This window comes from Endozoicomonas sp. SCSIO W0465 (assembly GCF_023716865.1).
Classification (GTDB): domain Bacteria; phylum Pseudomonadota; class Gammaproteobacteria; order Pseudomonadales; family Endozoicomonadaceae; genus Endozoicomonas.
In genome coordinates this window covers 6,432,501-6,458,969 of sequence record NZ_CP092417.1, presented here as the reverse complement: position 1 = coordinate 6,458,969, position 26,469 = coordinate 6,432,501, and the positions used below count along the sequence as shown (strand labels likewise).

Below are 26,469 nucleotides of genomic sequence, written 5' to 3'. Positions count from 1 at the left end.
GGAAGTCACAACCATGTTAATAATTCCCGCAATCGATTTGAAAGATGGTGCCTGTGTCCGGCTGCGCCAGGGGGAAATGAGTGATGCCACGGTCTTTGGTGAGGATCCGGTTGCCATGGCCAGCCGCTGGGTTGATGCCGGTTGTCGCAGGCTTCACCTGGTTGACCTGAATGGAGCGTTTGCCGGCAAGCCGCTGAATGCTGATGCGGTTCGGGGGATTACCGCAGAGTACCCTGATTTGCCCGTGCAGATTGGCGGGGGAATTCGTGATCTGGCCACAATAGAAGCCTACCTGGACTCGGGTGTTTCCTGGGTGATTGTTGGTACCAAGGCGGTAACTGACCCTGACTTTGTTAGAGTAGCCTGCCAGAAGTTTCCTGGTCATGTGATCGTCGGTATTGATGCACGCGGGGGGCTGGTGGCGACGGATGGCTGGGCAAAAATCACCGATACCCGGACTACTGAGCTGGCAAGTCGGTTTGAGCAGGACGGTGTATCCGCCATCATCTATACCGATATTGCCAGGGATGGCATGATGCAGGGTGTGAATGTTGAAGCAACCCGGCAACTGGCAAACAGCATGTCGATCCCGGTGATTGCTTCCGGCGGTATCACCAATATGGATGATATCAGGGCTCTGAAAGCAGTCGCCCACGAAGGAATTGAAGGTGCGATCACCGGTCGTGCCATTTATGAAGGGACTCTCAGTTTGTCTGAGGCTCAGCGTTACTGTTTACAGGAGGAATAAGACCTCATGGCTCAAGGTTGTTACGATGAATGATTCCGGTATTCCTCCCATGAATACGTCCGATATTCAACGGGATGATAAAAATATGGCCGCGCTGGCGCACCTTCTGCCTTTGTTCGGCTTTATGGTTCCTGGATTGAATATTGCCATACCGCTGGTGATCTGGCTGATGAAGCGGGATAAGTCGCTTTATATTGAACACCATGCCAGAGAGTCTCTGAACTTTCAGATCACCGTCACACTACTGGCAATTCTCTGGGTTATCCTCAAGTTGATGTTGGTAGGACTTCTGTTATTGCCACTGGTTCCGGTGATTATCATTGTGGCGCTAGTATTCATGGTCAGGGCAGCCATGAAAGCCGGTAGTGGTGAGTTTTACCGCTATCCAGTGTCGCTGCGCCTGGTCAATTAAAAAGATTTCAGGAAGGTTAAGTTCATGGGGCTGGCTAAAAGAATAATTCCCTGTCTCGATGTTGAAAATGGGCGGGTGGTTAAAGGCGTTCAGTTTGTCAACATTCGGGACGCTGGCGACCCGGTAGAAGTTGCCCGTCGTTATAATGAAGCGGGGGCTGATGAGATAACTTTTCTCGATATTACTGCCAGCCATGAGGGGCGGGACACAATGGTGCATACGGTTGAGCGTATGGCCAGCGAAGTATTTATCCCACTGACGGTGGGTGGCGGGATTCGCAAAGTAGAAGATATTCGCACCATGCTCAATGCGGGTGCCGATAAAGTCAGCATTAACACAGCGGCTGTTTTCCATCCTGAATTTGTTCAGGAAGCGGCTGACCGGTTCGGCTCACAGTGTATTGTGGTGGCTATTGACGCCAGGAAAGTCAGCCAGCCCAGTGAGCCTGATCACTGGGAGATCTTCACCCATGGTGGACGAAAACCTACCGGCCTTGATGCTGTAGAGTGGGCTCTGCAAATGGAACACCATGGTGCCGGTGAGATTTTGTTGACCAGTATGGATCAGGATGGTGTCAAAAATGGTTATGATCTTGGCTTAACCAAAGCGGTTTCTGAATCCGTAAGTATTCCGGTTATCGCCTCTGGTGGCGTTGGAAACCTTGATCATCTGGTGGATGGAATCAAGTTGGGTAAGGCTGATGCGGTACTGGCCGCCAGTATTTTTCATTTTGGTCAGTATTCTATTCCGGAAGCCAAACACTATATGGCCGATCAGGGTATTGAGATGAGGCTCTGAAACATCTTTCCGTATTCATACTTTTCATACCCCCTGTTGGCTGGTGTCATCGTTAGTAACGGTAACCTTTGGTGATAAAGGTTGAGTGGCAGGCTGGATACCTTCCGGGTGACCGCTGCTGCCATGGTGAAAATGGGTATACTTCGGTGATGAGGGTTGAATAGAAATGGGGACTGTGGTTGCTTTGTACACAGGACTTTCAAAGAGTGCCTTTTTGTTCGAACATAAACCGCACATTGATGATAAGGCTCTCACCGTCCTTCCACAAAAAGAGGTACCAGGGAGAGAGGGGGAATCGAGTAAATCGTCACCGCTGTCGTATCGTTGACGAACGCTACCAGTGCCAGATAAGTATTCCACAAATTAACCCGCCATTTTCAGTTTGAACAGGGCGATCATTCCAGCTTCAGTAATTCTGAAATAGCCTTGATTTGCTGGTTGAGTTGATCAGCCATTGGGTAGCTGATTCCTTTCATGTTTATGACAACGTCATCATAGGATTCAAAATCCGGAAGTTCTGCGGGAAACCAGCTAACCTCTGAGCGTAGCATATAAATACCATCCATATCAGGCAGGTTTGCCAGAGTCAGGGCCTGGCTTGCCGCACTGTCACCCAGAGCAGGGTGCTGTTCTTCAGGAAATTCCGACTGCCGGTCGCTGACACTGAGGCCAATACCAATATGTGCTTTGGCAATATTGATGATTCCGGCTTTTTCAGCCAGTGCTTCGATCATCAGGCAGCAGGATAATGCATCGGAGGTAAATGTCGGGCTCTCTTTGCTGGAAAAACGCAGATAGGCATTACCTTCCGGCGTATAGGTAACCTCTCCACCGTAATAACCTGCGGCTTCACTGATGATCTGGCTGTGAGTGCGCAGAATATCCTGCAAATCCCTGGGTGCCAGCAACTGTTGCAGCCTACCCAGGTTTTTCACTTTGATGGCTGCAATCATCGCCGTTTGCTGCTTCTCTTCGACTTTATCTTCAGGCTCGGCCAAGTTCTTTTCGAGTAGCTGCTGTTCGACATAGGTGGAAAGTCTGGTGATTTCTCCAGTCACCGGAGGGGCTGGATTGCCTGCCGGCAGAATGGAGCGTAGCTGTCGTTCAATAAGGTTGAGCCGGGTCGCTATGCTGGAGGCAAAGAGTTGCAGAACAGTCAGCCCGGCAAGAAGCAGTAACAGGCTGATGGCAATAATAACCAGCAGAGCTTCCTTGGGCTTTTTGCTTAAGATGTCTTCGTTCAGTGATAAGCGGGCGTAACCGGCAATGACATCCTGGTAATGAATGGGAGATGAATAAACGGGATGCCTTGTTGCTTCATCGGCTGTTTTGGAAACGGCCTTGGCAATTCTCTGGTTGTCGATACTGTAGATACTGGCTTCAGCAACATAAGGGTTCTGTACTAGCTGACTGAGCAGAACATTGAGGCTAAGCCTGTCTCCAGTGACCAGCATGTCAGTAGCCGCACTGGCCGTCTGCTCACTCAATAACTGACCGATACTGTCAGCCTGGTGCTGGCCCGATGAGTCTATCTCATTGCTGATGACCAGCGACATACCAATGGTCAATGTCACCATCAGAAGACCATAGATGAACATTAACTGCGTACGGATGGAGAAGCGGGATGTGAACCGCATAAAAAGATCTGGCATGAAAATACGCTGCTGCAAAAGTTAAGCTCCTGAGGGGAAAGCCAGTGATCGCGATAAATTATCAATAGCGCTTACTGTCCATGAGTAAGAGCCAGGCTAAAAAATAAGTGGACGTTATATCCTATCAGAACTCTTTCTGCTTTCCGTAAAATCCCTGTGATAGACTATCGAACGCCTGCAACGACCTGAGAGTTAGATTACCCAGTGAGCGATATAATACTGATTAATGTTACTGGCCGGGACCAGCCGGGACTCACCTCATCCATTACCTCCATTATGGCCGACTACGATCTGGAAATTCTGGATTTTGGTCAGTCGGTGATTCATGATACCCTGACCTCGGGAATTGTAATTCGTCTTCCGGATCAGGCTTCAGGTGATTCTGCTCTTGCCAGCAGAATGCTGAAAGATCTTCTTTTTCATTGTCATGAAAGTGATTTGCAGTTCAGTTATCAACCGGTATCCGGGGATGACTATGAACACTGGGTATCTGAGCAGGGCAAGAACCGTTATATATTGACGCTGTTATCACGTAACGTCACAGCGGAGCAAATCGCCAGGGTTTCTGGTATCACTGCTGCCCACGGTTTGAATATTGATCATATTTCTCCCCTTTCCGGTCGGCGATCACTGCGCAATGATAACAATCACAGTCACCGTTCATCATGTCTGGAGTTTTCGCTCCGGGGCACGGCCCCTGACCAGGAAAAGCTGAGGTCTGATTTTCTCAATCTTACCACTGAACTGGATGCTGATGTGGCATTTCAGGAAGACAGCATTTATCGCCGTAATCGTCGGCTGGTTGTCTTTGATATGGATTCCACCCTGATTGAAGCGGAAGTGATTGACCTTCTTGCAGAGGCAGCAGGTGTGGGTGATCAGGTGGCAAAGATCACTGAGAGTGCCATGCAGGGGGAACTGGATTTTAATGAAAGCTTCCGTGAACGCCTGGCGATGCTAAGGGGACTGGATGAGTCTGTGCTTGCCGGTATTGCCAGACAGCTGCCTTTAACTGAAGGTGCAGAACGGTTGATTCATACCCTCCGCTCGCTGGGGTACCGCACAGCCATTCTGTCAGGAGGGTTTACCTATTTTGCCAGGTACCTTCAGGAAAAACTGGGCATTGACTGTATCCATGCCAACGAACTGGAAATCGTTGATAGCAAGGTGACCGGTCAGGCGAAGGGTGACATTATCAATGGTGAGCGTAAAGCAGAACTGCTCAAGCAGATTGCTGCCGAAGAGGACATTCCTCTTAATCAGGTGATCGCTGTGGGCGATGGTGCCAATGACTTGCCAATGCTCAGTGTGGCCGGACTTGGCATTGCATTTCGGGCCAAACCCATGGTGAAACAAAGTGCACGGCAGTCAATTTCCATCCTCGGGTTAGACAGCATTCTTTATCTGTTGGGCTTTAGTGATAAAGACCTTGAGTCCCTTAATACCACAACGCCTGAAACCGGCGGCTTTTGATATTGACAAGAAGATACTGACAAGAAAATGCTGTCAAGAAAAGGTGTTTGCGATGGATGAGTGGATAAGCTGGCAGGACTATTGCCCGTATTGCGCAGAGCGGCTTGAGTTGCTATTGGATGCCGGTTTTACTGAGACTGATGAATCTTTGGTGTATACAGAAGACTGTCAGGTATGCTGCCGTCCAATTGTGGTAACACTCTCCATTGATGAAGAAGGTAACCGCTACTGCCAACTCAAGACGGAGTCTGACTCTTGATATGAACAGCAACATGAGAAGCCTGAGGATATGGGGCAAAACAATTACATCCGTTGCTTTTATGGTGGTATTGGCCCTTGTGATCAGTGTCACTGATGCTGAAGCGAACACCATACCCTGGCAGGAGACGGTTAAGCAGTCGAAAGGCCAGACGGTTTATTTCAATGCCTGGGGAGGCAGTGAACAGATCAATGATTACATTGACTGGACCACGGATCAGGTGGCAAAACGCTACGGAATTGCCCTGAAACATGTCAAAGTCAGTGATACATCCGGTGTCGTCAGCCGTGTGCTGGCAGAAAAAGTCGCAGGACGGAAGCGTAACGGAACCGTTGACCTGGTATGGATCAATGGTGAAAACTTCCGATCCATGAAGCAAAATGGATTGTTGTTTGGCCCTTTTGCTGAAGGGTTGCCTTCATTTCAGGGAGTAGACCCGCAGGAAAAGCCTACGACAGTGATTGACTTTGGGGAGCCTGTTGAGGGTTTCGAAGCACCATGGGGAATGGCGCAGCTGGTGTTTATCTATGACACCGATCAATTTTCCCAAGGCACTACGCCCCCGGTCAATGCCTCAGAACTGCTTGAGTTTGCCAGAAAGCATAAAGGGCGTGTGACTTATCCTTTACCACCGGATTTTGTTGGTACGACATTTCTGAAACAGTTGCTGAGTGAGTTGACACCAGATCCTGATGCGTTGTTAAAGCCGGTTTCAGATGCGGATTTCGATACTGTTACATCCCCTTTATGGGGATATCTTGATGAGCTTCACCCTTTGCTGTGGAGAGAAGGAGAGACGTTTCCTGCTAATAATCTGGCGCTGACACCCATGCTGGATGATGGTGAAATATTACTCTCAATGACGTTCAATCCGGCTTATGCCAGCTCTGCCATAGCCAGTGGAGAGTTATCAAAAACGGTCAGAACCTATGTTCATGATACGGGCACACTGGGGAATACTCACTTTCTGGCGATTCCTTTTAATAGCGACTCGACGGCAGCAGCGCAGGTTGTCATTAATTTTCTGTTATCCCCGGAGGCCCAGGCTCACAAAGCTAATCCGGATGTCTGGGGGATCCTACTGTTCTTAGCATGAGCCAGTTAACGGGTATTGAACGACAACGCTTTTCGGATTTGCCCCTGGGACCGGCAACCTTATCGCCTGAAGCCTTAGGTAGTTCTCGTCCAAAAACGCATCAGGCAATCATAATTAGATTGTACGTGCGTTTTGATATTTCCTGAAATTCCAGAGAGCCGCAAAAACTCTTCCCTTTTTTTCTCTAATCTGGGACGGATATTGGAGAAAAACGCGAAAAGCAGGCAGAAAACATCCTCCCACCATGCTGGAAAGGTACTTTCATGTAGCGTGGAGGTGGCTATCAGGATGGTGCCGGGTGTCTGGCCAGAATCACCAGGTTGTAACAGACCACCGATAACCAGCAATGAGAATCAAAACGCTCAGAACCCTTGCAGTGGCAACGTGATAGCCCAAAACATCTCTTTAGCCACGAAATTCCCGCTTCAATACCTGCCCGGAAGCGAAAGAGCGTTTTATACACATACTGACTTTTAGTCATCTCTTCGACTTCAAGTCCGCGCTTCTTATTAAAAGCTACATCGCTGATTCCCATGGCCTTGGCTTTTTCCAAATTAGCGCGACACGCGTATCCGCCGTCACCGCTTGTCTGGCGAGGTACACGACCATAAATTTCTTTTTGTCTTTCCATCATCGGAATGAATTGGTCCGAATCCGCTGGGTTACCTTCCTCAATAACCAGGTCCAGGATCAATCGACTTTTTCCCTGAACCAGGTTCAGTTTATGGCCATACTGTACTTGCCGCCTGTCTTTTACGATGATATCCGTATGGGGTTCATACAGGCTAACCACTTTTTCCTGGGCTGGCACCTTTTCACCCTTAAAGACCCTGCGCTCTGTCTGGGAGACTATTGCATCCACCAGGGGTAACAGGTGATCCACATCGGCCTGCCACTTGTCGGCATCATCAGCCAGGAGACACTGCCCCTGCTGACGGGCGTTTGCTAGCGTGACAGTAGCTTCGATAAGTACCTTCCGGGATTTTCGGGTCAACTGCAGCAGTTTTTTATAATGCTGATGCCGCTCTTCTTTGCCAGCGTAGATGCATTTTCTGGCCGCATCTTTTACGGCTCGGTTGTGATGGGTATATTCATAAAGCGGTGTCGCTGTCAGTGTTTGTCCCCGTTCCAGCAGCCGACAAATTTCTTTAACGGAACTGGCTAAAAGGTCACTGTCGCAAGGAGGTTTGATATCCGATTCGGTGACTGTGCTGTCAATAGCCACAGTGCGCCCTTTTTCAATACCCTGATCTTTAGCGGTCATTAGCTGACAGTTATTAATCCGTTCCCATGTAGATGCAGTAAGAAGGCTGATGAGCCCATGCAAACTGGAGCGACTGGGGCGCTGGTTTGGTTCGAGGCGACAAAAGTCTCGAAAGAGCATGGAGTCCATCAAAACAAACGACAAGTAGTCATAATCACAATTCAAATACTGTTTCAGGAGTGCCGCACGAAGAACGGATTCTGCTGATAGTCCGTTCCGCCCAGTGTTCTGTTTATCACCAGAACTTAAGTCCTCATAAATCCAGTCATTGAACTGTGGATGGGCGTCAAGCCATTGCGAGATACCGGAAAGCTGGGAGCAGATTTCATGAGGTACGTAATGGAGTTCCATACTACACTGCGGGTTGCGTTTTTTGCGCATTTGGAGTCCTCTGTTTTTGGCAATCCCTTATGTTTCTTGCTCTTGGGAAGTTTAGTCGCCAGATAGCAGTAGGGCTCCACTTAATTTTTCAGGATAAAATCTACAGTTTTCAATTGGTTGTGTTTTTGGACGAGAACTAGGTAAAGTGCTTCCAGAACCTCACAGCTCCTGGGTTGCTGCTCTGGAAAGAGGCTGGTTGGCCAGATATCGATGAATGTGTCTGACTTGTTGTATTCCAGCCCGTCAGTCCGGGCTGTTCAAATCAACGGAGGCGGTTGTCAATCGTAAAAATGAACTATTACCTGATTGATCGATCTATCTTGATGTGAAAATCAATAGGAGTAGGTTTAGTATGTTACCAGAAACGAGTGGCTATCAAAGTAGACTTGTACAGAATTTTGTAGCCAGAAAGACGAACAGTGTTTCGGAGACCTGGGAAAAAGGACTTGCGTTTGGATACAAGGATTGCCAACTATGGTTTGGTGTTAAATTAGTCCGCTCGCCTATACCCACAGGGGAAACACGCAAACATCCCAGATACGATTATTACGTTAACACTGTGCAAGCCACAACCAAGCTGATGAATATGGAAAAACGAAAACTGGAGGCAACCTTTAAATCAGACTTCGAGGACATGAGACGAACCGATAATCTGACGTCGTCTACCATTATTAACCGGATGTTAGAGTATGACCAGTTTATGCATCTGGCTTTACAAGATTTTCCTGTTGATAAAACGATTCCTGAATTTATTTTCAAATGTCTTCCCGACATGAAAAAGCCGTGGCTCAAAGATCAGGAGTTGATCCGCAACACACTGCGATGGGTTGCCAGCAAAATGATGGATCGGGACAAGTGTCAAGAAGGTTCGCTGACTTTGCTGTTGGCGATGTGGATTGAATTAACAAATGCTGTCGCCATCAACAAAGCATTTTGCACACTTCCCAAAGGTGAATCATATTTCGATTGGGAAGAGGTGTTTTCCCAAGTCAAACAGTATAACCCTCCACTCCCTCCACCCGAAATTGTCGAGTCAGCTAATACGGCTGTTGGCAATGCAGAGTCAGCTAATGCAGCTGTTGGCAGTGTAGAGTCAGCTAATGCGGCTGTTGGCAGTGCAGAGTCAGCTAATACGGCTGTTGGCAGTGCAGAGTCAGCTAATACGGCTGTTGGCAGTGCAGAGTCAGCTAATACGGCTGTTGGCAGTGCAGAGTCAGCTAATACGGCTGTTGGCAATGCAGAGTCAGCTAATACGGCTGTTGGCAGTGCAGAGTCAGCTAATGCGGCTGTTGGCAGTGCAGAGTCAGCTAATACGGCTGCTGGCAATGCAGAGTTGGCAAATCCGCAGGTAAATGCTTTTACTGAATCAAGGGTTACCACTCGCTCTGTTACAAGAGGTAGTGGAATTATCAATGCTCGAAAAACAGCAGCTTCTGATGATTCCGTTACGAAGGTCATCCCCAAAAAGCAGGCAAAGAAAAAGCTGGGTGATCACGTAAACAGAACCTGTACTTTTGCTGGTTGTGCTGATGCTGGAAATGAAACTCTGAAGCCTAATAAGACGGTGGATAAAAGAACCACTGCTTCAAATGATATCAATCAGGGTGCTAACCAGGATGAACTGATAAAGCGTAATTCAAAAATAACCAAAAAAATCAGCAACAGGGTCTCAAAGCTGAGTGATTGTATTGGAGAAGTCGGGGATAGACCCGGCTACAGGATGGAACCACAAGATCAGGCGCTGTTAATCAGAGCCATGGAGGGAGTGATTGATCAGTTGGGTGACACCATGGTTTATCAGGAATAACCGTTCTTATTTATTAACAGCTTATGGTAAGCGCTATGATGGTTTGAAATAATGGCTCAATGAGAGTCTGAAATGGATTTTCTCCACTTGAAATTTTGCTACTTGAGATGGTTATTTCCCGTCATCTATACAGTGTTAATGGCACTTTTTTCTGTCACCAGTACTGGCTGGAGTAGTCAGTATTTTGTTATCGGCATTCAACTATATACCTGCCCTTGGCTTTAATTCGTTGAGTCTCGGTTCCTGGAAGACTTTGCTGGAAACACCAGCGTTGCCAGAGATGCTGTTGCTCAGTCTCTCGACTTCTGTGGTATCCACCTTGTTGTCAATATTCCTGGCGTTCAGTGTCATCTGTTTCGCCTGGGGTACACCGTTCTGGCATAAGGTTCAGCGGTGGTTGGCTCCATTGATGGCAGTGCCCCATGTGGCACTGGCTTTTGGCATCATCTTTGTGTTGATGCCAAGTGGTTTACTGGCTCGACTCGTCGCTATTTTTGCAGGATGGAGCTTTCCCCCGGACTGGCAGATGGTTCAGGACCCATATGGCATTAGTCTTGTACTGCTTCTGGTTATTAAAGAAACACCTTTTTTGATTGTTATGATGGCTGCGTCAGTGGTTCAGTTACCGGTGGCGGAGACATTGAGACTTGGAGGAACCCTGGGGTATCAGTCAGGTGTTATCTGGCTGAAGCTGATAGGTCCGCAGCTTTATCCGATGATTCGCTTACCAGTGTATACAGTACTGGCATTCTCAGTCTCTGTCGTCGATATTGCACTGGTGATTGGACCGGCAAATCCACCGACATTTGCTGTGCAGATCCTGCAATGGATATATGACCCGGATTTATCCAAAAGTCTGCTCGCTGCATCGGGTAGTGTACTTTTATTACTGCTGGTGGTTTCTGTTATTGGGGGCTTTTACCTGATGGAACGGGGCATGGGCAAGCTGCTCAGAAACTGGTTGATCAATGGGCATCGTGGTCGCTTCAGTGGTCTCTGGCTTTTATTCAGCAGAAAAGCCTGGCAGTCATTGCTTATGCTTTTTTTGGCAGGGGGAAGCGCTCTGTTTATATGGTCTTTTGTCTGGCGCTGGCGATTCCCCTCTATCTGGCCAGACTGGTCTTTACGAAGCTGGGAGAGAGCCTGGGATGGCATGAGAGAGCCCATTGTTAATTCCCTGCTGATCGGCTTGACCGCTACCTTGGCTGCCAACATTATTGCGGTAATTTTGCTTGAACTGAATGATCTTAAGCAGCAAAAGAGTCAGTCGTCCGGACAGTGGCTATCCCTGCTGACCAGAGGTGCAATGTATATTCCGTTGCTTTTGCCGCAAATGACCTTTTTGTTTGGTGTTCAGCTGCTTCTGCTGCAATGGGGGGCTGAGGGTCACTGGTTGACGGTGACCGGACTGCATTTGCTGTTCGTATTGCCCTACTGCTTTCTGAGTTTGTCAGGCCCATGGCAGCACTATGATCAGCGTCATAGTCTTCAGGGACTGTTATTATCCGGGTCCTGGCTGAAGACCTTTGTTCAGGTGAAGCTGGGCGTACTCTGGCGCCCGGTAATGGCCAGCCTCGCATTGGGCTTTGCGGTCAGTATCGCCCAATATCTGCCAACCCTGTTTGCCAGTGCCGGACGGGTGGAGACGGTAACAACCGAAGCCGTGAGTCTGGTTTCCGGAGGAAATCGTCGTTTGATTGGCGTTTACGGGCTTGTTCAGATGTTCCTGCCTTTTATTGTTTAGTAACTGTTCAGCACCCCCACATAAATCTGGAATTTTCTGATTTTTATACCATCCTCTTAAGCACCATTTTTCCACAATATTCGCCAGCATGATTCCAGAACTACCCGCAACTATGTCGGCTGAGATTCTCTTGAAAGAGAATGCAGAGCTGCGGATGAGAGTTGCCTGTCTGGAAGAGCGATGTCGAGAATTGGAAGAAAAGGTTGGCAAGAACAGTCAAAACAGCAGCAAGCCGCCATCGTCTGATGGTTATCAAAAACCTTGTAAAAACAGTAATTCTCCAGATCATTCTGACGACCTTTCCGCAGATAAAGGTACCGATCCATCGGATGAAAAACCCAATCCTAAAAGTCTGAGACAGTCTTCTGGTAATAAAGCCGGTGGAAAGAAAGGGCATCAGGGCACTTGTCTTAAACAGGTCGATATCCCTGACTATATTGAGTACCTTCCGGTTAAAGAATGCAATAAATGTCAGGCGTCTCTTCTTGATAGTGAGCCGGTCAAATATATTGAACGACAGGTGTTTGAACCAGGGAGACCGGGTGAATTTGAAGTAACGGCCCATAGAGCTGAAGTAAAAATCTGCACTTGTGGTTGTCGGAATCAGGCTGAATTCCCGGAAGGTGTTACCGCTGCCGCACAATATGGCTCAGCCACACAGGCTATGGCCGTCTATCTTAACCAATACCATTTCCTGCCTTTTAAGCGCGTGTCAGAGTATTTTAATACTCTCTATAAAATGAGTGTAAGTGCAGGCACTGTCGCCAATTTTGTGGCCAGAACCTATGAAAATCTGGCTTCTACTGAAGAGGTTATTCGTGACGCCTTGCGGGAATCGTCTGTTGCCGGAGCCGATGAAACGGGTATGCGGGCCGAGGGCTCTTTGCACTGGCTACACGTTATGCGGGATGAACAATGGACGCTCTACTACTTGTCTGAAAAGCGAGGTCGTGAGGCCATGGACACGATGGGCATACTGCTAACATTTGCAGGCGTTCTGGTTCATGATCATTGGAAATCCTATTTTGCATATGCGGCAACTCACGTACTTTGCAATGCCCATCACCTGAGGGAGCTTTTGGGTGTTGTTGATAGGGACAGCAATCAACTGGCGTTGCGATTGATGAAGCTACTGAGGCTTTCCTGGCATTACTGCAAGGGCTTTAAGACCATAGGTATGCTACAGATGCCAAGTGTTGTCTGTGAACGAATCGAGAAGATTTATGACCGGTTGCTTCAGCGGGCTCTAATGAAAGAAGTCGTCTATATGGAGAAGCAACGAGAGGAGCTTAAGCGCAAGAAAGTCAAGAATACTAAAGCTTACAATCTCTTCAAACGACTCACTGAGTTCAAGGCTGAGACACTGCGCTTCATGTCAGATTTTACCATTCCCTTCGATAACAATGGCAGTGAGCGGGATGTTCGAATGGCCAAGTTAAAGCAGAAAATCTCAGGCTGCTTCAGGAGTGCAGACGGTGGTTCTATGTTTGCACGGATTCGCAGCTATTTGTCGTCTGCCAGAAAACAGGGAATGGACATATATCAATCACTTCATAGAGCTGTTCGGAATTACTGTAATATGCCTTTGCTCAGTGCTGAATAGTTACATTGTTTATATCATGGCTTTTTTTCTGAGCTATTGGACCATCAGAAATGGATACTTTGCCAGGAGACTGAATTCTTGACTCTGATTCTTGATCAAATTGCTATCAGTCTGAATGGCCAGAGGCTTCTGGATAAGATCAGCTGCCGTGTGGAAGGTGGTGAAGTGGTCTCGGTATTGGGTCCCAGCGGTTGCGGCAAAAGCAGTTTGTTAAATTTGATTTGCGGGACGTTACCTAGTTCTCGTCCAAAAACGCATCAGGCAATCATAATTAGATTGTACGTGCGTTTTGATATTTCCTGAAATTCCAGAGAGCCGCAAAAACTCTTCCCTTTTTTTCTCTAATCTGGGACGGATATTGGAGAAAAACGCGAAAAGCAGGCAGAAAACATCCTCCCACCATGCTGGAAAGGTACTTTCATGTAGCGTGGAGGTGGCTATCAGGATGGTGCCGGGTGTCTGGCCAGAATCACCAGGTTGTAACAGACCACCGATAACCAGCAATGAGAATCAAAACGCTCAGAACCCTTGCAGTGGCAACGTGATAGCCCAAAACATCTCTTTAGCCACGAAATTCCCGCTTCAATACCTGCCCGGAAGCGAAAGAGCGTTTTATACACATACTGACTTTTAGTCATCTCTTCGACTTCAAGTCCGCGCTTCTTATTAAAAGCTACATCGCTGATTCCCATGGCCTTGGCTTTTTCCAAATTAGCGCGACACGCGTATCCGCCGTCACCGCTTGTCTGGCGAGGTACACGACCATAAATTTCTTTTTGTCTTTCCATCATCGGAATGAATTGGTCCGAATCCGCTGGGTTACCTTCCTCAATAACCAGGTCCAGGATCAATCGACTTTTTCCCTGAACCAGGTTCAGTTTATGGCCATACTGTACTTGCCGCCTGTCTTTTACGATGATATCCGTATGGGGTTCATACAGGCTAACCACTTTTTCCTGGGCTGGCACCTTTTCACCCTTAAAGACCCTGCGCTCTGTCTGGGAGACTATTGCATCCACCAGGGGTAACAGGTGATCCACATCGGCCTGCCACTTGTCGGCATCATCAGCCAGGAGACACTGCCCCTGCTGACGGGCGTTTGCTAGCGTGACAGTAGCTTCGATAAGTACCTTCCGGGATTTTCGGGTCAACTGCAGCAGTTTTTTATAATGCTGATGCCGCTCTTCTTTGCCAGCGTAGATGCATTTTCTGGCCGCATCTTTTACGGCTCGGTTGTGATGGGTATATTCATAAAGCGGTGTCGCTGTCAGTGTTTGTCCCCGTTCCAGCAGCCGACAAATTTCTTTAACGGAACTGGCTAAAAGATCACTGTCGCAAGGAGGTTTGATATCCGATTCGGTGACTGTGCTGTCAATAGCCACAGTGCGCCCTTTTTCAATACCCTGATCTTTAGCGGTCATTAGCTGACAGTTATTAATCCGTTCCCATGTAGATGCAGTAAGAAGGCTGATGAGCCCATGCAAACTGGAGCGACTGGGGCGCTGGTTTGGTTCGAGGCGACAAAAGTCTCGAAAGAGCATGGAGTCCATCAAAACAAACGACAAGTAGTCATAATCACAATTCAAATACTGTTTCAGGAGTGCCGCACGAAGAACGGATTCTGCTGATAGTCCGTTCCGCCCAGTGTTCTGTTTATCACCAGAACTTAAGTCCTCATAAATCCAGTCATTGAACTGTGGATGGGCGTCAAGCCATTGCGAGATACCGGAAAGCTGGGAGCAGATTTCATGAGGTACGTAATGGAGTTCCATACTACACTGCGGGTTGCGTTTTTTGCGCATTTGGAGTCCTCTGTTTTTGGCAATCCCTTATGTTTCTTGCTCTTGGGAAGTTTAGTCGCCAGATAGCAGTAGGGCTCCACTTAATTTTTCAGGATAAAATCTACAGTTTTCAATTGGTTGTGTTTTTGGACGAGAACTACCTAACAGCTTTGCTTCCTCAGGACAAGTGATTTTAGACGGGCTGGTTCTTAACAACCTGCCTCCGTATAAACGACAGGTAGGCTTACAGTTTCAAGATCATTTATTGTTTCCCAATATGACAGTTGGTGAGAATCTGGCCTTTGCGTTACCTGTGAGCTACAAGAAATCTGAGCGCCGGGAAAGGGTAGAGCAAGCGTTGTCGGACTGCAAGCTGTCAGGCTTTTTCGAGCAGGATCCATCCATGTTGTCTGGTGGACAAAAGGCAAGAATCAGCCTGATGCGAACCTTGTTGTCGGAACCAAAAGCCCTGCTGCTGGATGAGCCTTTTTCCCGGTTGGATACAACACTTAGAAGCAGCTTTCGGCGTTTTGTCCTTCAACAGGTACAGAGCCGAAGGATTCCTGCTCTTATGGTAACCCATGATGAGCAGGATATTCCGGATAAAGGCTTATTGCTGAAGCTCTGATGATTGATTTTGACGCAGGTAAAAATATATCGGTATTGACAAAGAAAGCAGAGGTATCAGAACCCCGGGGAAGCTCAGGGTAAGGTGATCGGAGAATCAGAGCCTTACCCTTATCTACATGCTAGCCAAGACAGTGATTTGACTGTGGCAGGGAGTTATTTTCAGGGCTTTCAGATTGGTGACAATAAAAATTGATAGAAGTCAGGCACAGGGTATTTTCAGCCGTGTTGGGCGTTATCAGTTTTTTCTCTCAGCCAAAGTCCATGGTTTCCATTGGTCCTTGAATATAATACCCCTGCGCGTAATCAACGCCCATTCTCCACAGGTGAGCCAGTGTCCGGGTACTTTCTACCTTGGGAATAATACTGCGAATATTGTGTTCTTTGAGGATATCCAGCATTTTGATGATTTCTTCCTCGTCCTTTCCATCAAGAGAATTATCCAGCTTGCTGGTGAAGCTACCATCAAGTCGGACAAACTGAATATCAAGATGTTTCAGTATCTTCATGGAACGTGAGTCACCCTGAAATTGGGTAATGGCAAGCTGGCAGCCAATATTGTGGATAGCTTCAGCAAACTCCACAATTCGTTTCAGCTGTTGTAACACCATGGACTCAGTCAATTGCAGGACAATACAGTCAGGCGGTAGCTCTGTGACTTCCAACAGGTCGGAAAGATAGGTGGCTATCTCGGTTCCCTGGATGGACAGGTGACTCAGGTGAATCAGCAACCGAACGGTTTGTCCCTGTTTATGGAGCTGTGCCAATTGGTACACACATTGACGAAGAACCCAGCGATCAATATGCGGCATCAGGCTTGATGATTCTGCTGCGGCCATGAATGAGCTGGCATCAATCACCTCGCCCTGGTGAGAGTGGAGACGCAGGAATACTTCATACTGCTTCTCTTCGGAACCGGTAATGTTAATGACCGGCTGGAACAGCAGATGGAATGAATCCTCTGCGAGCGCCTGAAGGATCATGGCCTGGACATCGCCACCTCTGGCTTTCTCATCGAGTTCTACCGTTTTGGAATAGCGGCAGACACGAGCTGCATTTTTGATAGCTAGCTGGCATGCACTCTCAGCATTATTCAAGAGCAATGTGAAGTCTTGCTTATGCTCTTTAATCGCAAAACCGATGGTTACGGTTGCTGTGAGCGTTTCTTCTTCACTACCGAACAGGTGCTCATCAATGGCGCTTTGTAAGATTGTCAGGCGTTCATAGATGCTTTCCGGATCATCTTCTGTTGCAACCAGCAAAAAACTGTCATCGGTATAATGGCAGATAGGTGAGGCCGGGAAGTGTTCCTCAACCATCTGCATAATGGATTGCTGTATGGAGAGAATACCGTCAATACTGGCTTCTTGCCGTATATTCTGAAAGTCATCCAGCTGTATCCAGGCCAGTGTTGCCCCCGTTGCTTCCCTGACCACAGATGCCACTCTCTCGAACAGTTGTTCTTTCGTTTCTGAAAAGCTTTCCTGATTACCACCGACCCTACGTCGTGAGCCAGCTGCTATAATAAACGTCGATAGTCATGTGTTTTGGAGGTAAAACTGATGTGTAAAAACACCATTCAGTTCCAAAAAGGCCTTGGCATTATGCAATTTCTGGCTAATTACGGCAGTGAAGAGCAGTGTGAGAACGCGCTGTCCTCTTGGCGCTGGCCAGATGGCTTCCAATGCCCGAAGTGTGGCTCCCGCAGTTTCTGCAAGCTTCACCGGAAAGCTGAATTCCAGTGCAATTGCTGCCGTTGCCAAACCTCGCTTACCAGTAACACTATCTTTGACTCAACAAAGCTGCCTCTAGCTAGTTCTCGTCCAAAAACACAACCAATTGAAAACTGTAGATTTTATCCTGAAAAATTAAGTGGAGCCCTACTGCTATCTGGCGACTAAACTTCCCAAGAGCAAGAAACATAAGGGATTGCCAAAAACAGAGGACTCCAAATGCGCAAAAAACGCAACCCGTAGTGTAGTATGGAACTCCATTACGTACCTCATGAAATCTGCTCCCAGCTTTCCGGTATCTCGCAATGGCTTGACGCCCATCCACAGTTCAATGACTGGATTTATGAGGACTTAAGTTCTGGTGATAAACAGAACACTGGGCGGAACGGACTATCAGCAGAATCCGTTCTTCGTGCGGCACTCCTGAAACAGTATTTGAATTGTGATTATGACTACTTGTCGTTTGTTTTGATGGACTCCATGCTCTTTCGAGACTTTTGTCGCCTCGAACCAAACCAGCGCCCCAGTCGCTCCAGTTTGCATGGGCTCATCAGCCTTCTTACTGCATCTACATGGGAACGGATTAATAACTGTCAGCTAATGACCGCTAAAGATCAGGGTATTGAAAAAGGGCGCACTGTGGCTATTGACAGCACAGTCACCGAATCGGATATCAAACCTCCTTGCGACAGTGATCTTTTAGCCAGTTCCGTTAAAGAAATTTGTCGGCTGCTGGAACGGGGACAAACACTGACAGCGACACCGCTTTATGAATATACCCATCACAACCGAGCCGTAAAAGATGCGGCCAGAAAATGCATCTACGCTGGCAAAGAAGAGCGGCATCAGCATTATAAAAAACTGCTGCAGTTGACCCGAAAATCCCGGAAGGTACTTATCGAAGCTACTGTCACGCTAGCAAACGCCCGTCAGCAGGGGCAGTGTCTCCTGGCTGATGATGCCGACAAGTGGCAGGCCGATGTGGATCACCTGTTACCCCTGGTGGATGCAATAGTCTCCCAGACAGAGCGCAGGGTCTTTAAGGGTGAAAAGGTGCCAGCCCAGGAAAAAGTGGTTAGCCTGTATGAACCCCATACGGATATCATCGTAAAAGACAGGCGGCAAGTACAGTATGGCCATAAACTGAACCTGGTTCAGGGAAAAAGTCGATTGATCCTGGACCTGGTTATTGAGGAAGGTAACCCAGCGGATTCGGACCAATTCATTCCGATGATGGAAAGACAAAAAGAAATTTATGGTCGTGTACCTCGCCAGACAAGCGGTGACGGCGGATACGCGTGTCGCGCTAATTTGGAAAAAGCCAAGGCCATGGGAATCAGCGATGTAGCTTTTAATAAGAAGCGCGGACTTGAAGTCGAAGAGATGACTAAAAGTCAGTATGTGTATAAAACGCTCTTTCGCTTCCGGGCAGGTATTGAAGCGGGAATTTCGTGGCTAAAGAGATGTTTTGGGCTATCACGTTGCCACTGCAAGGGTTCTGAGCGTTTTGATTCTCATTGCTGGTTATCGGTGGTCTGTTACAACCTGGTGATTCTGGCCAGACACCCGGCACCATCCTGATAGCCACCTCCACGCTACATGAAAGTACCTTTCCAGCATGGTGGGAGGATGTTTTCTGCCTGCTTTTCGCGTTTTTCTCCAATATCCGTCCCAGATTAGAGAAAAAAAGGGAAGAGTTTTTGCGGCTCTCTGGAATTTCAGGAAATATCAAAACGCACGTACAATCTAATTATGATTGCCTGATGCGTTTTTGGACGAGAACTAGCTACCTGGTTTCTGGGTATCTATCTCGTCACCCAGAATAAAGCGGGGATTTCTTGCCTGACGCTTCATCGACAACTTGGCATTTCCTACAATGCCGCATTGCGCATGAAACACAAACTCATGCAGGTCATGATGGAAAGAGATAACAGCTGGCAGTTGAGTGGTTTTGTTCAGATTGATGACGCCTATTGGGGCGGAGAGCGCCACGGAGGCCGCCGGGGCAGAGGCTCAGAGAACAAAGCCCCCTTCGTGGCCGCAGTTCAGACAGATGCTGATAACCACCCTATCTACATGAAGTTCAATGCCGTTGATAACTTCCGGCGAAAAACCATTCAGGAGTGGGCAGAACATGCCCTGAAAAAGGGTGTCCGGGCCGTCAGCGATGGCTTGTCCTGTTTCCGGGGTATTGAAGATGCCGGATGCCAGCACACAGCCATCATTACCGGTGGTGGGCATGCATCCATGGAGAATGAGTTGTTCACCTGGGTAAATACCATGCTGGGAAACGTGAAAACAGCGATTACCGGTACTTACCATAAGCTCGACCCCAAGCATCTGGGCCGTTATCTATCAGAGTTCAACTATCGGTTTAACCGGCGTTTTGATATGCCTTCAATGATCTCAAGGCTAGGTCGGGCTGCAGTCAATACAGCACCGATGCCGGATCGACTTCTCAAACTGCCAGACGTCCAGTGGAAACCGGGTTAGCCATCAACCGATAATTGAAAGTCAGTTGACGTATTAATATCATTATTTCGAATGATGATGTGGGTCTTTGCTTGTTCGGAGCGGTTATGAAACCGAATTTAGTTGATAATCTGGAGAACAAGCCGTCATGATGCCTGCTCCACCGGTAATACTGGAGAGGTTCTATTATTTCTTTGTAACTATTCAGCACTGAGCAAAGGCATATTACAGTAATTCCGAACAGCTCTATGAAGTGATTGATATATGTCCATTCCCTGTTTTCTGGCAGACGACAAATAGCTGCGAATCCGTGCAAACATAGAACCACCGTCTGCACTCCTGAAGCAGCCTGAGATTTTCTGCTTTAACTTGGCCATTCGAACATCCCGTTCACTGCCATTGTTATCGAAGGGAATGGTAAAATCTGACATGAAGCGCAGTGTCTCAGCCTTGAACTCAGTGAGTCGTTTGAAGAGATTGTAAGCTTTAGTATTCTTGACTTTCTTGCGCTTAAGCTCCTCTCGTTGCTTCTCCATATAGACGACTTCTTTCATTAGAGCCCGCTGAAGCAACCGGTCATAAATCTTCTCGATTCGTTCACAGACAACACTTGGCATCTGTAGCATACCTATGGTCTTAAAGCCCTTGCAGTAATGCCAGGAAAGCCTCAGTAGCTTCATCAATCGCAACGCCAGTTGATTGCTGTCCCTATCAACAACACCCAAAAGCTCCCTCAGGTGATGGGCATTGCAAAGTACGTGAGTTGCCGCATATGCAAAATAGGATTTCCAATGATCATGAACCAGAACGCCTGCAAATGTTAGCAGTATGCCCATCGTGTCCATGGCCTCACGACCTCGCTTTTCAGACAAGTAGTAGAGCGTCCATTGTTCATCCCGCATAACGTGTAGCCAGTGCAAAGAGCCCTCGGCCCGCATACCCGTTTCATCGGCTCCGGCAACAGACGATTCCCGCAAGGCGTCACGAATAACCTCTTCAGTAGAAGCCAGATTTTCATAGGTTCTGGCCACAAAATTGGCGACAGTGCCTGCACTTACACTCATTTTATAGAGAGTATTAAAATACTCTGACACGCGCTTAAAAGGCAGGAAATGGTATTGGTTAAGATAGACGGCCATAGCCTGTGTGGCTGAGCCATATTGTGCGGCAGCGGTAACACCTTCCGGGAATTCAGCCTGATTCCGACAACCACAAGTGCAGATTTTTACTTCAGCTCTATGGGCCGTTACTTCAAATTCACCCGGTCTCCCTGGTTCAAACACCTGTCGTTCAATATATTTGACCGGCTCACTATCAAGAAGAGACGCCTGACATTTATTGCATTCTTTAACCGGAAGGTACTCAATATAGTCAGGGATATCGACCTGTTTAAGACAAGTGCCCTGATGCCCTTTCTTTCCACCGGCTTTATTACCAGAAGACTGTCTCAGACTTTTAGGATTGGGTTTTTCATCCGATGGATCGGTACCTTTATCTGCGGAAAGGTCGTCAGAATGATCTGGAGAATTACTGTTTTTACAAGGTTTTTGATAACCATCAGACGATGGCGGCTTGCTGCTGTTTTGACTGTTCTTGCCAACCTTTTCTTCCAATTCTCGACATCGCTCTTCCAGACAGGCAACTCTCATCCGCAGCTCTGCATTCTCTTTCAAGAGAATCTCAGCCGACATAGTTGCGGGTAGTTCTGGAATCATGCTGGCGAATATTGTGGAAAAATGGTGCTTAAGAGGATGGTATAAAAATCAGAAAATTCCAGATTTATGTGGGGGTGCTGAACAGTTACATTTCTTTACCGGGTTATAGACATAAAGAATGAAAAGCTGCACGTATATTCTTAAATTATCTTTCCCTGTGTCATGACGTACGATCAGTGGTAATCAGGAAAGCTTTTATAGTCCACTGGTTTATTGAGTATGGGAACCATAACCGGCAACAGCGTCAGCTGAATGCAAGATTCATGATCATATTGTGCTTCAGATAAACGAAGGCTGACCAGCTTACTGTGTCCGTCAGTATGAACCAGCTCACATTCAATCGGGTCAATAGGCTGGTTGGCCCGAAACTGTTTCAACATCTTTTTGATCTCTGCCTGGTGTTGTGCAGCGATCATATCGATTAATGGTATGCCTGCCAGATCATCAACATGATTATGGCCTGTGAGTTGAAGATAAGCCGTATTGGCATCTACATGCATGCCGTCGTGGATATAGGCGATGGCTTCAGAGGCATCGGCCAGCAGGAGTTGGCAGCGTTTGTTGGACTCGTTCAGCTCCTGACGGGTACGGCTAAGGTTTCTCCGGTCATCCAGGTTTGTGAGCTCACGGAGAACGGCATGCAGTATATGTGCCTCATCAGCTCCGGGTATAGCGTCTCTGGCGCCAGCAGATAGCCAGGTAGAAGTACGCTGAGGGTCGTATTCTGGCAGGATGACAATGACCGGAATATCCTTCTGGTGCTTGCCAATGATGGAGAGTACCTGCTGCGCATTAAGCCTGGATGTCTCTTCAGCGCTAAGCACGACATCCCATGGCTGTTTTAGCAGGGCTGCCTCCATGGTTTCGATGGAAAGAGATATGTTGCACCCGGGGAGCCACACCTGCATTGCGAAATAATTTCACCCAGCGTTCGACATCGTTCGGGGAGTCTTCCAGGGCCAGCAAGCGTATGGTTTTTCTGCGGTAATCCATTCGAGATTGATCATTTTTCTTGATGGAGAAAGCGGAAGGAGATAACTCTAGCATCAACAGAATGCCCCTGAAACGATATGAGCCGGTTTCAACATCATACGACAATGATAATTAAAAGGTACAGAGGGCCTGCACAGAATTGTGACAGGCACTGGGAACTTGATTTCAGGTATCAAGCAAATGGCAGTCGCTTATCCAAAAAGCTTGAATTGATACTGGCACCGGGTTGGGGTTGTATTAATGCAGCTCATGAGTTGACCTTTATAAAGGGTATCATTTTGAATCAACTCAAATTTGGCGCCCTCCTTGCCGGACAGACTTGGCATGATCAGCGAGGTCTCGTTGGGATCAGTTAACATAAGTGATCGTTGGAAGTGACTTGCTTCCTGAGTTTTGTGTATCACTGATGTGGCAACTGCCTCTACTGAAGTGGTGATGAAATTGACGCCAAAAGTCACTTCATTCTGAGCTGAAATGCCTAGCCAGCGCACATTGTAAAGGGCCCATGGGGATGTTTCATTTTGGCGGATTCCAATGAGTTCACCCGCATGAAAAGGCTGGGGTAATTTACTGGTGACTTTGAGGCAGAACCCGGTATGGCTGATATTGATGATCTCGGCTGGCAGTGCACAGAGGCGTTTATTATCCAGAAACGCTTCAGTATTAAACTTAATGATCTCACCAGCAGAAGGGTTGCTTTGAGTATCTTCATCTTTGATCGCAGCATCATGAGCCTGTGACCACACATCATCGGACCGCTCTGAGAAATTACTTTTGCCAGCCGCTTTAGAGTGAATGGCTGTAATGTCCTCAAAGCTCCGCTGACCTGAGAGATGATAATGAAGCCCGGTAAATCCAAGGCAGGTTTCACATTGGTCTGAAGAGGCCCGGCGTGGACTGGATCGCTTTTGGATCAGTCCCCAGCTTGATATGAGATGTTCGGTCAATTCGGCTGGCAACGCATTTGCGGCTTTGGGGTCTTTTTTTATTTTTTCCAGCTGTGTGGTAAGTGCTCTGATATTCAGGCTTATCATGCCCGAATGTGCCTTATCAGGCTCCGGTAATGCATACTCAAGACCATCGTCACGGTTGAGGTTTGCTGAAAAATAGGTTTTCAGGCCAGACTCGGGCTGGATTTTGCAGTGGTCGATCCATACGCTTAAAATTTGCCAGACCTGCTGGATTTCACTGGATGATAATTTATTGGTATCACTGCGTGACAGCAGGAGGGCTCATTTATAGAGGTTTTCCACAGATATGGGTCTGGTTTGGCTGTCATAAGGATCTTCCTGTTGGAAGTTCAGATGATTATGTCTTCTGGCAAGCTGATATAATGTATGCAGTTCAAGTCAGAGGGAGTGCTTTGAGCCATTGTTCCAGCTTGTTGCTGTTTGACTCTGCCCCATCAGGGCAAAATGAAAGCGAGCTGAGGCTTCGGCTGGGGAGTTCCAGTTGAAGAGTGTTTGAAGATTCCATTATTTAATCCTGATATCAGGGCACTGACATCCTGTCAGTAACGGTCCTTTATTAATCTTTTTATTCAAAAATGTCGCATTTCAAGATGATAACGTCGTTTATCCGTGAAATTTTTGTCTATTTTTTCCAATAGTGGGTCCTATCCATAATAAGTATGCTGATACTAATATACCAGTCTGGCCGTGCGTTTCAGCAAGCTTTCTCTCTTTTATCTAACGGTGCGATTAATGCCTGACTTTAGTGAAAAGTGTCAGGATATCCATGTTTTGCCCGGTTTGCCGGGAATTTCCCGAACCAGTCTGGGTACCAGGTAGCCCGGACAGTGAGCCATTACCTCTTTCAGAAGGCGGGTAGCTTTAACTTCCGGTATATCAAAATGCGCTGCGCCATGTACCGGGTCCAACAGGTGCAGGTAGTAAGGGAGAACCCCGGCCTTAAACAACGCTTCACCAAGCTCAATAAGAGCGGAAGCACTATCGTTAACGCCCTTAAGCAACACGGCCTGGTTCAATAGTGTCACGCCAGCCTGTTTGAGCCGGAACATGGCTTGACCAACACGGTCATCAATCTCGTTGGCATGGTTGGCATGAATCACCATCACCGGCTGCAGGCGCTGTCGGGCAAACCAGTTGATCAGTTCATCGGTTACCCGGTCAGGAATCACCACGGGCAAACGGGTATGGATGCGCAGTGTGGCAACATGATCAATGGCATTCAGCTCGGTAGCAATGTTCGCCAACCGACGGTCACTGTTGGCCAATGGGTCTCCACCACTGAGAATCACCTCCTTTATGCTGGTATCAGCGCGAATGTACTCTATAGCATTGCGCCAGCTGTCCCGGTCCAGCCGATTATCCTGATACGGAAAATGGCGGCGAAAGCAGAAGCGGCAGTTAACCGCACAGGCCCCGCTGACGATCAGCAACAGCCTGCCATGGTATTTATGGATGACACCATCAGTAGGGTTCTGTAACTGCTCAGCCAGTGGATCCAGGCCATAACCCTCAATGTGTTGGCACTCTTCGCCCACAGGCAGTACCTGTCTCAACAAAGGATCGTCGGGATTCCCCAGCTCCATTCGGTGGATATAGGCACGGGGTACTCTCAGTGGAAATTCCCGGGAAGCTTTTAATGCCGGTGATAATAGCTCCGGGCTCAGTTGCAGCATGGCCAGCAACTGCTCCGGGGAGGTGATGGCTCCTGCCAGTTGCTCCTGCCAGCAGCCGAAATTAGTGATTGTCTGCGTACTTATCTGCGTTCTCGACTGCACTCTTGACTGCACTCTTGACTGCACTCTTGACTGCACAAAGCCCTCCGAACGGGTTATCATAAGGGTTTTTGATCTCCTGGTAAGGTCCAATGGCTAGTTATAGTACCAATGAGTTTCGTTCAGGTCTTAAAGTAATGCTCGAGGGCGATCCCTGCTCGATCATTGAGAACGAATTTGTAAAACCCGGAAAAGGTCAGGCATTCAACCGGGTTAAATTCCGTAACCTGATATCCGGTCGCGTCTGGGAACGTACTTTCAAATCCGGTGAAAGCCTGGAAGCGGCAGACGTTATGGATCTGGATATGGAGTACCTCTACACCGACGGTGAATTCTGGCACTTCATGATGACTGATGGTTCCTACGAACAGCATGCAGCCAGCCGTGAAGCCGTGGGTGATACCATCGATTGGCTCAAAGAGCAGGGAGTATACTCGGTTACTCTTTATAATGGTTCCCCTCTTTCGGTTTCTGCACCTAACTTTGTGGAACTGCAGGTGGTGGAGACTGATCCTGGTCTGAAGGGTGATACTGCCCAGGGTGGCTCCAAGCCCGCCAAGCTCAGCACCGGTGCAACCGTTAAAGTACCTTTATTCATTGTTGAGGGTGAAGTCCTCAAAATTGATACTCGTACCGGCGAATATGTTGGCCGTGTGAAGTAAGCTTTAGTGACTAATGAACTCTGGCGCCCATCGGCTTCCATGCTGGCACTCAGGGAGCGAGCTCAACTACTGCGTAAGGCTCGAGCTTATCTTGATGCCCGGGGAGTAATGGAGGTGGAAACCCCAATGCTGTCCAGTAGCGCCACGGTTGATGTGTATATAGACAGCTTTGTAACCGAGTTCAGCCCCATTGGCCATGGCAAGTCACAGCTCTGTTATTTGCACACCTCCCCGGAATTCCCGATGAAGCGTTTGTTATCAGCAGGCAGTGGGGATATTTATTCGTTGGGACGGGTTTTCAGAAACGGTGAGGCAGGGGGGCGGCATAACCCGGAATTCACCATGCTGGAATGGTATCGCATAGGCATGAATGACCAGCGATTGATGGACGATATCGCCGACTTGTTAAGCAGTGTTTGTAATTTTAAAGAGATCAGGCGCTGCAGCTATGGGGAGTTGTTTGAGGAATACCTCGGAGTCAATCCATATATCGCGACTGATGAAAC

General features: G+C 47.9%; 23 protein-coding genes and 2 pseudogenes (1 of these 25 cut by a window edge). 16 read left to right on the top strand and 9 right to left on the bottom strand.

Features of this window, described 5'->3' with window-relative positions:
* The first annotated feature begins 13 nt into the window (after positions 1 to 13).
* Genes hisA through hisF form a run of 3 tightly spaced genes read left to right on the top strand, consistent with a single transcriptional unit; the run spans position 14 to position 1,958 of the window.
* Positions 14 to 748: a 1-(5-phosphoribosyl)-5-[(5-phosphoribosylamino)methylideneamino]imidazole-4-carboxamide isomerase gene (gene hisA / locus MJO57_RS29055; protein WP_252020760.1), complete on the top strand. Its 735-nt coding sequence runs from the start codon at positions 14 to 16 to the stop codon at positions 746 to 748.
* A 49-nt stretch (positions 749 to 797) separates the two neighbouring features.
* Positions 798 to 1,160, top strand: a complete 363-nt coding sequence (locus MJO57_RS29050) for a DUF4870 domain-containing protein (RefSeq protein WP_252020758.1) — start codon at positions 798 to 800, stop codon at positions 1,158 to 1,160.
* A gap of 24 nt (positions 1,161 to 1,184) precedes the next feature.
* Positions 1,185 to 1,958 (top strand): imidazole glycerol phosphate synthase subunit HisF, encoded by a 774-nt coding sequence (hisF, locus tag MJO57_RS29045; protein ID WP_252020756.1) that lies wholly within the window; start codon positions 1,185 to 1,187, stop codon positions 1,956 to 1,958.
* A gap of 395 nt (positions 1,959 to 2,353) precedes the next feature.
* Here the strand turns inward: hisF and MJO57_RS29040 are convergent, their stop codons facing one another.
* Positions 2,354 to 3,595: an AhpA/YtjB family protein gene (locus MJO57_RS29040; RefSeq protein WP_252020754.1), complete on the bottom strand. Its 1,242-nt coding sequence runs from the start codon at positions 3,593 to 3,595 to the stop codon at positions 2,354 to 2,356.
* A gap of 219 nt (positions 3,596 to 3,814) precedes the next feature.
* Here MJO57_RS29040 and serB point away from each other — a divergent pair, with 219 nt between their 5' ends.
* Genes serB through MJO57_RS29025 form a run of 3 tightly spaced genes read left to right on the top strand, consistent with a single transcriptional unit; the run spans position 3,815 to position 6,438 of the window.
* Entirely contained in the window at positions 3,815 to 5,083 is a 1,269-nt protein-coding gene (gene serB, locus MJO57_RS29035) for a phosphoserine phosphatase SerB (protein ID WP_252020752.1), read from the top strand.
* A 52-nt stretch (positions 5,084 to 5,135) separates the two neighbouring features.
* A complete protein-coding gene (locus tag MJO57_RS29030) occupies positions 5,136 to 5,342 on the top strand; it encodes a CPXCG motif-containing cysteine-rich protein (RefSeq protein WP_252020749.1) in 207 nt (68 codons plus the stop codon).
* A 1-nt stretch (position 5,343) separates the two neighbouring features.
* Positions 5,344 to 6,438 carry an ABC transporter substrate-binding protein gene (locus MJO57_RS29025; RefSeq protein ID WP_252020747.1) on the top strand — a complete coding sequence of 365 codons (1,095 nt, stop codon included), beginning with the start codon at positions 5,344 to 5,346 and terminating at the stop codon, positions 6,436 to 6,438.
* A gap of 283 nt (positions 6,439 to 6,721) precedes the next feature.
* On the opposite strand, the gene MJO57_RS29020 is transcribed toward MJO57_RS29025, so the two are convergent.
* Positions 6,722 to 8,083, bottom strand: coding sequence for an ISNCY family transposase (locus MJO57_RS29020; RefSeq protein WP_252017318.1), 1,362 nt, complete (start codon positions 8,081 to 8,083; stop codon positions 6,722 to 6,724).
* A 352-nt stretch (positions 8,084 to 8,435) separates the two neighbouring features.
* On the opposite strand from MJO57_RS29020, the gene MJO57_RS29015 reads away from it, so the two are divergent.
* The 4 genes from MJO57_RS29015 (at position 8,436) to MJO57_RS32950 (ending at position 13,540) form a co-directional block, all read left to right on the top strand.
* Entirely contained in the window at positions 8,436 to 9,890 is a 1,455-nt protein-coding gene (locus MJO57_RS29015; protein WP_252020745.1) for a hypothetical protein, read from the top strand.
* 406 nt (positions 9,891 to 10,296) lie between these two features.
* Positions 10,297 to 11,634 (top strand): ABC transporter permease, encoded by a 1,338-nt coding sequence (locus MJO57_RS29010; RefSeq protein WP_252020739.1) that lies wholly within the window; start codon positions 10,297 to 10,299, stop codon positions 11,632 to 11,634.
* Positions 11,635 to 11,722: 88 nt separating this feature from the next.
* Positions 11,723 to 13,237 (top strand): IS66 family transposase, encoded by a 1,515-nt coding sequence (locus MJO57_RS29005; protein WP_252017330.1) that lies wholly within the window; start codon positions 11,723 to 11,725, stop codon positions 13,235 to 13,237.
* A 36-nt stretch (positions 13,238 to 13,273) separates the two neighbouring features.
* Positions 13,274 to 13,540, top strand: coding sequence for an ATP-binding cassette domain-containing protein (locus MJO57_RS32950; RefSeq protein ID WP_371924708.1), 267 nt, complete (start codon positions 13,274 to 13,276; stop codon positions 13,538 to 13,540).
* A 137-nt stretch (positions 13,541 to 13,677) separates the two neighbouring features.
* Here MJO57_RS32950 and MJO57_RS28995 read toward each other — a convergent pair whose 3' ends face one another.
* Positions 13,678 to 15,039 carry an ISNCY family transposase gene (locus tag MJO57_RS28995; protein WP_252017318.1) on the bottom strand — a complete coding sequence of 454 codons (1,362 nt, stop codon included), beginning with the start codon at positions 15,037 to 15,039 and terminating at the stop codon, positions 13,678 to 13,680.
* A gap of 166 nt (positions 15,040 to 15,205) precedes the next feature.
* Here MJO57_RS28995 and MJO57_RS28990 point away from each other — a divergent pair, with 166 nt between their 5' ends.
* On the top strand, positions 15,206 to 15,646 hold the full coding sequence (locus MJO57_RS28990; protein ID WP_252020737.1) for an ATP-binding cassette domain-containing protein: 441 nt from the start codon (positions 15,206 to 15,208) through the stop codon (positions 15,644 to 15,646).
* 250 nt (positions 15,647 to 15,896) lie between these two features.
* Here the strand turns inward: MJO57_RS28990 and MJO57_RS28985 are convergent, their stop codons facing one another.
* Positions 15,897 to 17,090 (bottom strand): EAL domain-containing protein, encoded by a 1,194-nt coding sequence (locus MJO57_RS28985; protein ID WP_252020735.1) that lies wholly within the window; start codon positions 17,088 to 17,090, stop codon positions 15,897 to 15,899.
* Positions 17,091 to 17,207: 117 nt separating this feature from the next.
* Between MJO57_RS28985 and MJO57_RS28980 the strand changes: the two are divergent.
* The 3 genes and pseudogenes from MJO57_RS28980 to MJO57_RS28970 form a co-directional block, all read left to right on the top strand.
* Positions 17,208 to 17,456: pseudogene (locus tag MJO57_RS28980) on the top strand (transposase); the annotation flags it as partial.
* Positions 17,457 to 17,627: 171 nt separating this feature from the next.
* Positions 17,628 to 18,959: an ISNCY family transposase gene (locus tag MJO57_RS28975; RefSeq protein WP_252020733.1), complete on the top strand. Its 1,332-nt coding sequence runs from the start codon at positions 17,628 to 17,630 to the stop codon at positions 18,957 to 18,959.
* A gap of 210 nt (positions 18,960 to 19,169) precedes the next feature.
* Positions 19,170 to 19,871 (top strand): annotated as a pseudogene (locus MJO57_RS28970) (IS1595 family transposase); the annotation flags it as partial.
* 179 nt (positions 19,872 to 20,050) lie between these two features.
* Here the strand turns inward: MJO57_RS28970 and MJO57_RS28965 are convergent.
* The 5 genes from MJO57_RS28965 to epmB all read right to left on the bottom strand — a co-directional run bounded on the left by MJO57_RS28965 (position 20,051) and on the right by epmB (position 25,304).
* Positions 20,051 to 21,565: an IS66 family transposase gene (locus tag MJO57_RS28965; RefSeq protein ID WP_252017330.1), complete on the bottom strand. Its 1,515-nt coding sequence runs from the start codon at positions 21,563 to 21,565 to the stop codon at positions 20,051 to 20,053.
* 173 nt (positions 21,566 to 21,738) lie between these two features.
* Entirely contained in the window at positions 21,739 to 22,389 is a 651-nt protein-coding gene (locus MJO57_RS28960) for a hypothetical protein (RefSeq protein WP_252020731.1), read from the bottom strand.
* Positions 22,382 to 22,612, bottom strand: coding sequence for a hypothetical protein (locus tag MJO57_RS28955; protein ID WP_252020729.1), 231 nt, complete (start codon positions 22,610 to 22,612; stop codon positions 22,382 to 22,384). Before MJO57_RS28955 ends, MJO57_RS28960 begins: the two co-directional genes overlap by 8 nt.
* A gap of 137 nt (positions 22,613 to 22,749) precedes the next feature.
* Positions 22,750 to 23,592, bottom strand: a complete 843-nt coding sequence (locus tag MJO57_RS28950) for a hypothetical protein (RefSeq protein ID WP_252020728.1) — start codon at positions 23,590 to 23,592, stop codon at positions 22,750 to 22,752.
* Between the two features lie 692 nt (positions 23,593 to 24,284).
* Positions 24,285 to 25,304: an EF-P beta-lysylation protein EpmB gene (gene epmB / locus MJO57_RS28945; protein ID WP_252020726.1), complete on the bottom strand. Its 1,020-nt coding sequence runs from the start codon at positions 25,302 to 25,304 to the stop codon at positions 24,285 to 24,287.
* Positions 25,305 to 25,393: 89 nt separating this feature from the next.
* On the opposite strand from epmB, the gene efp reads away from it, so the two are divergent.
* Together efp and epmA are read left to right on the top strand one after the other, a co-directional pair.
* Complete coding sequence (efp, locus tag MJO57_RS28940) at positions 25,394 to 25,963, top strand: elongation factor P (protein WP_252020724.1); 570 nt, start codon at positions 25,394 to 25,396, stop codon at positions 25,961 to 25,963.
* 6 nt (positions 25,964 to 25,969) lie between these two features.
* Positions 25,970 to 26,469, top strand: partial view of an EF-P lysine aminoacylase EpmA gene (epmA, locus tag MJO57_RS28935; protein WP_252020722.1) — the 5' portion only. 490 nt of this gene lie beyond the right edge of the window; 500 of the gene's 990 nt are visible here — the first part of the coding sequence; its start codon is at positions 25,970 to 25,972; its stop codon lies off the right edge, out of view.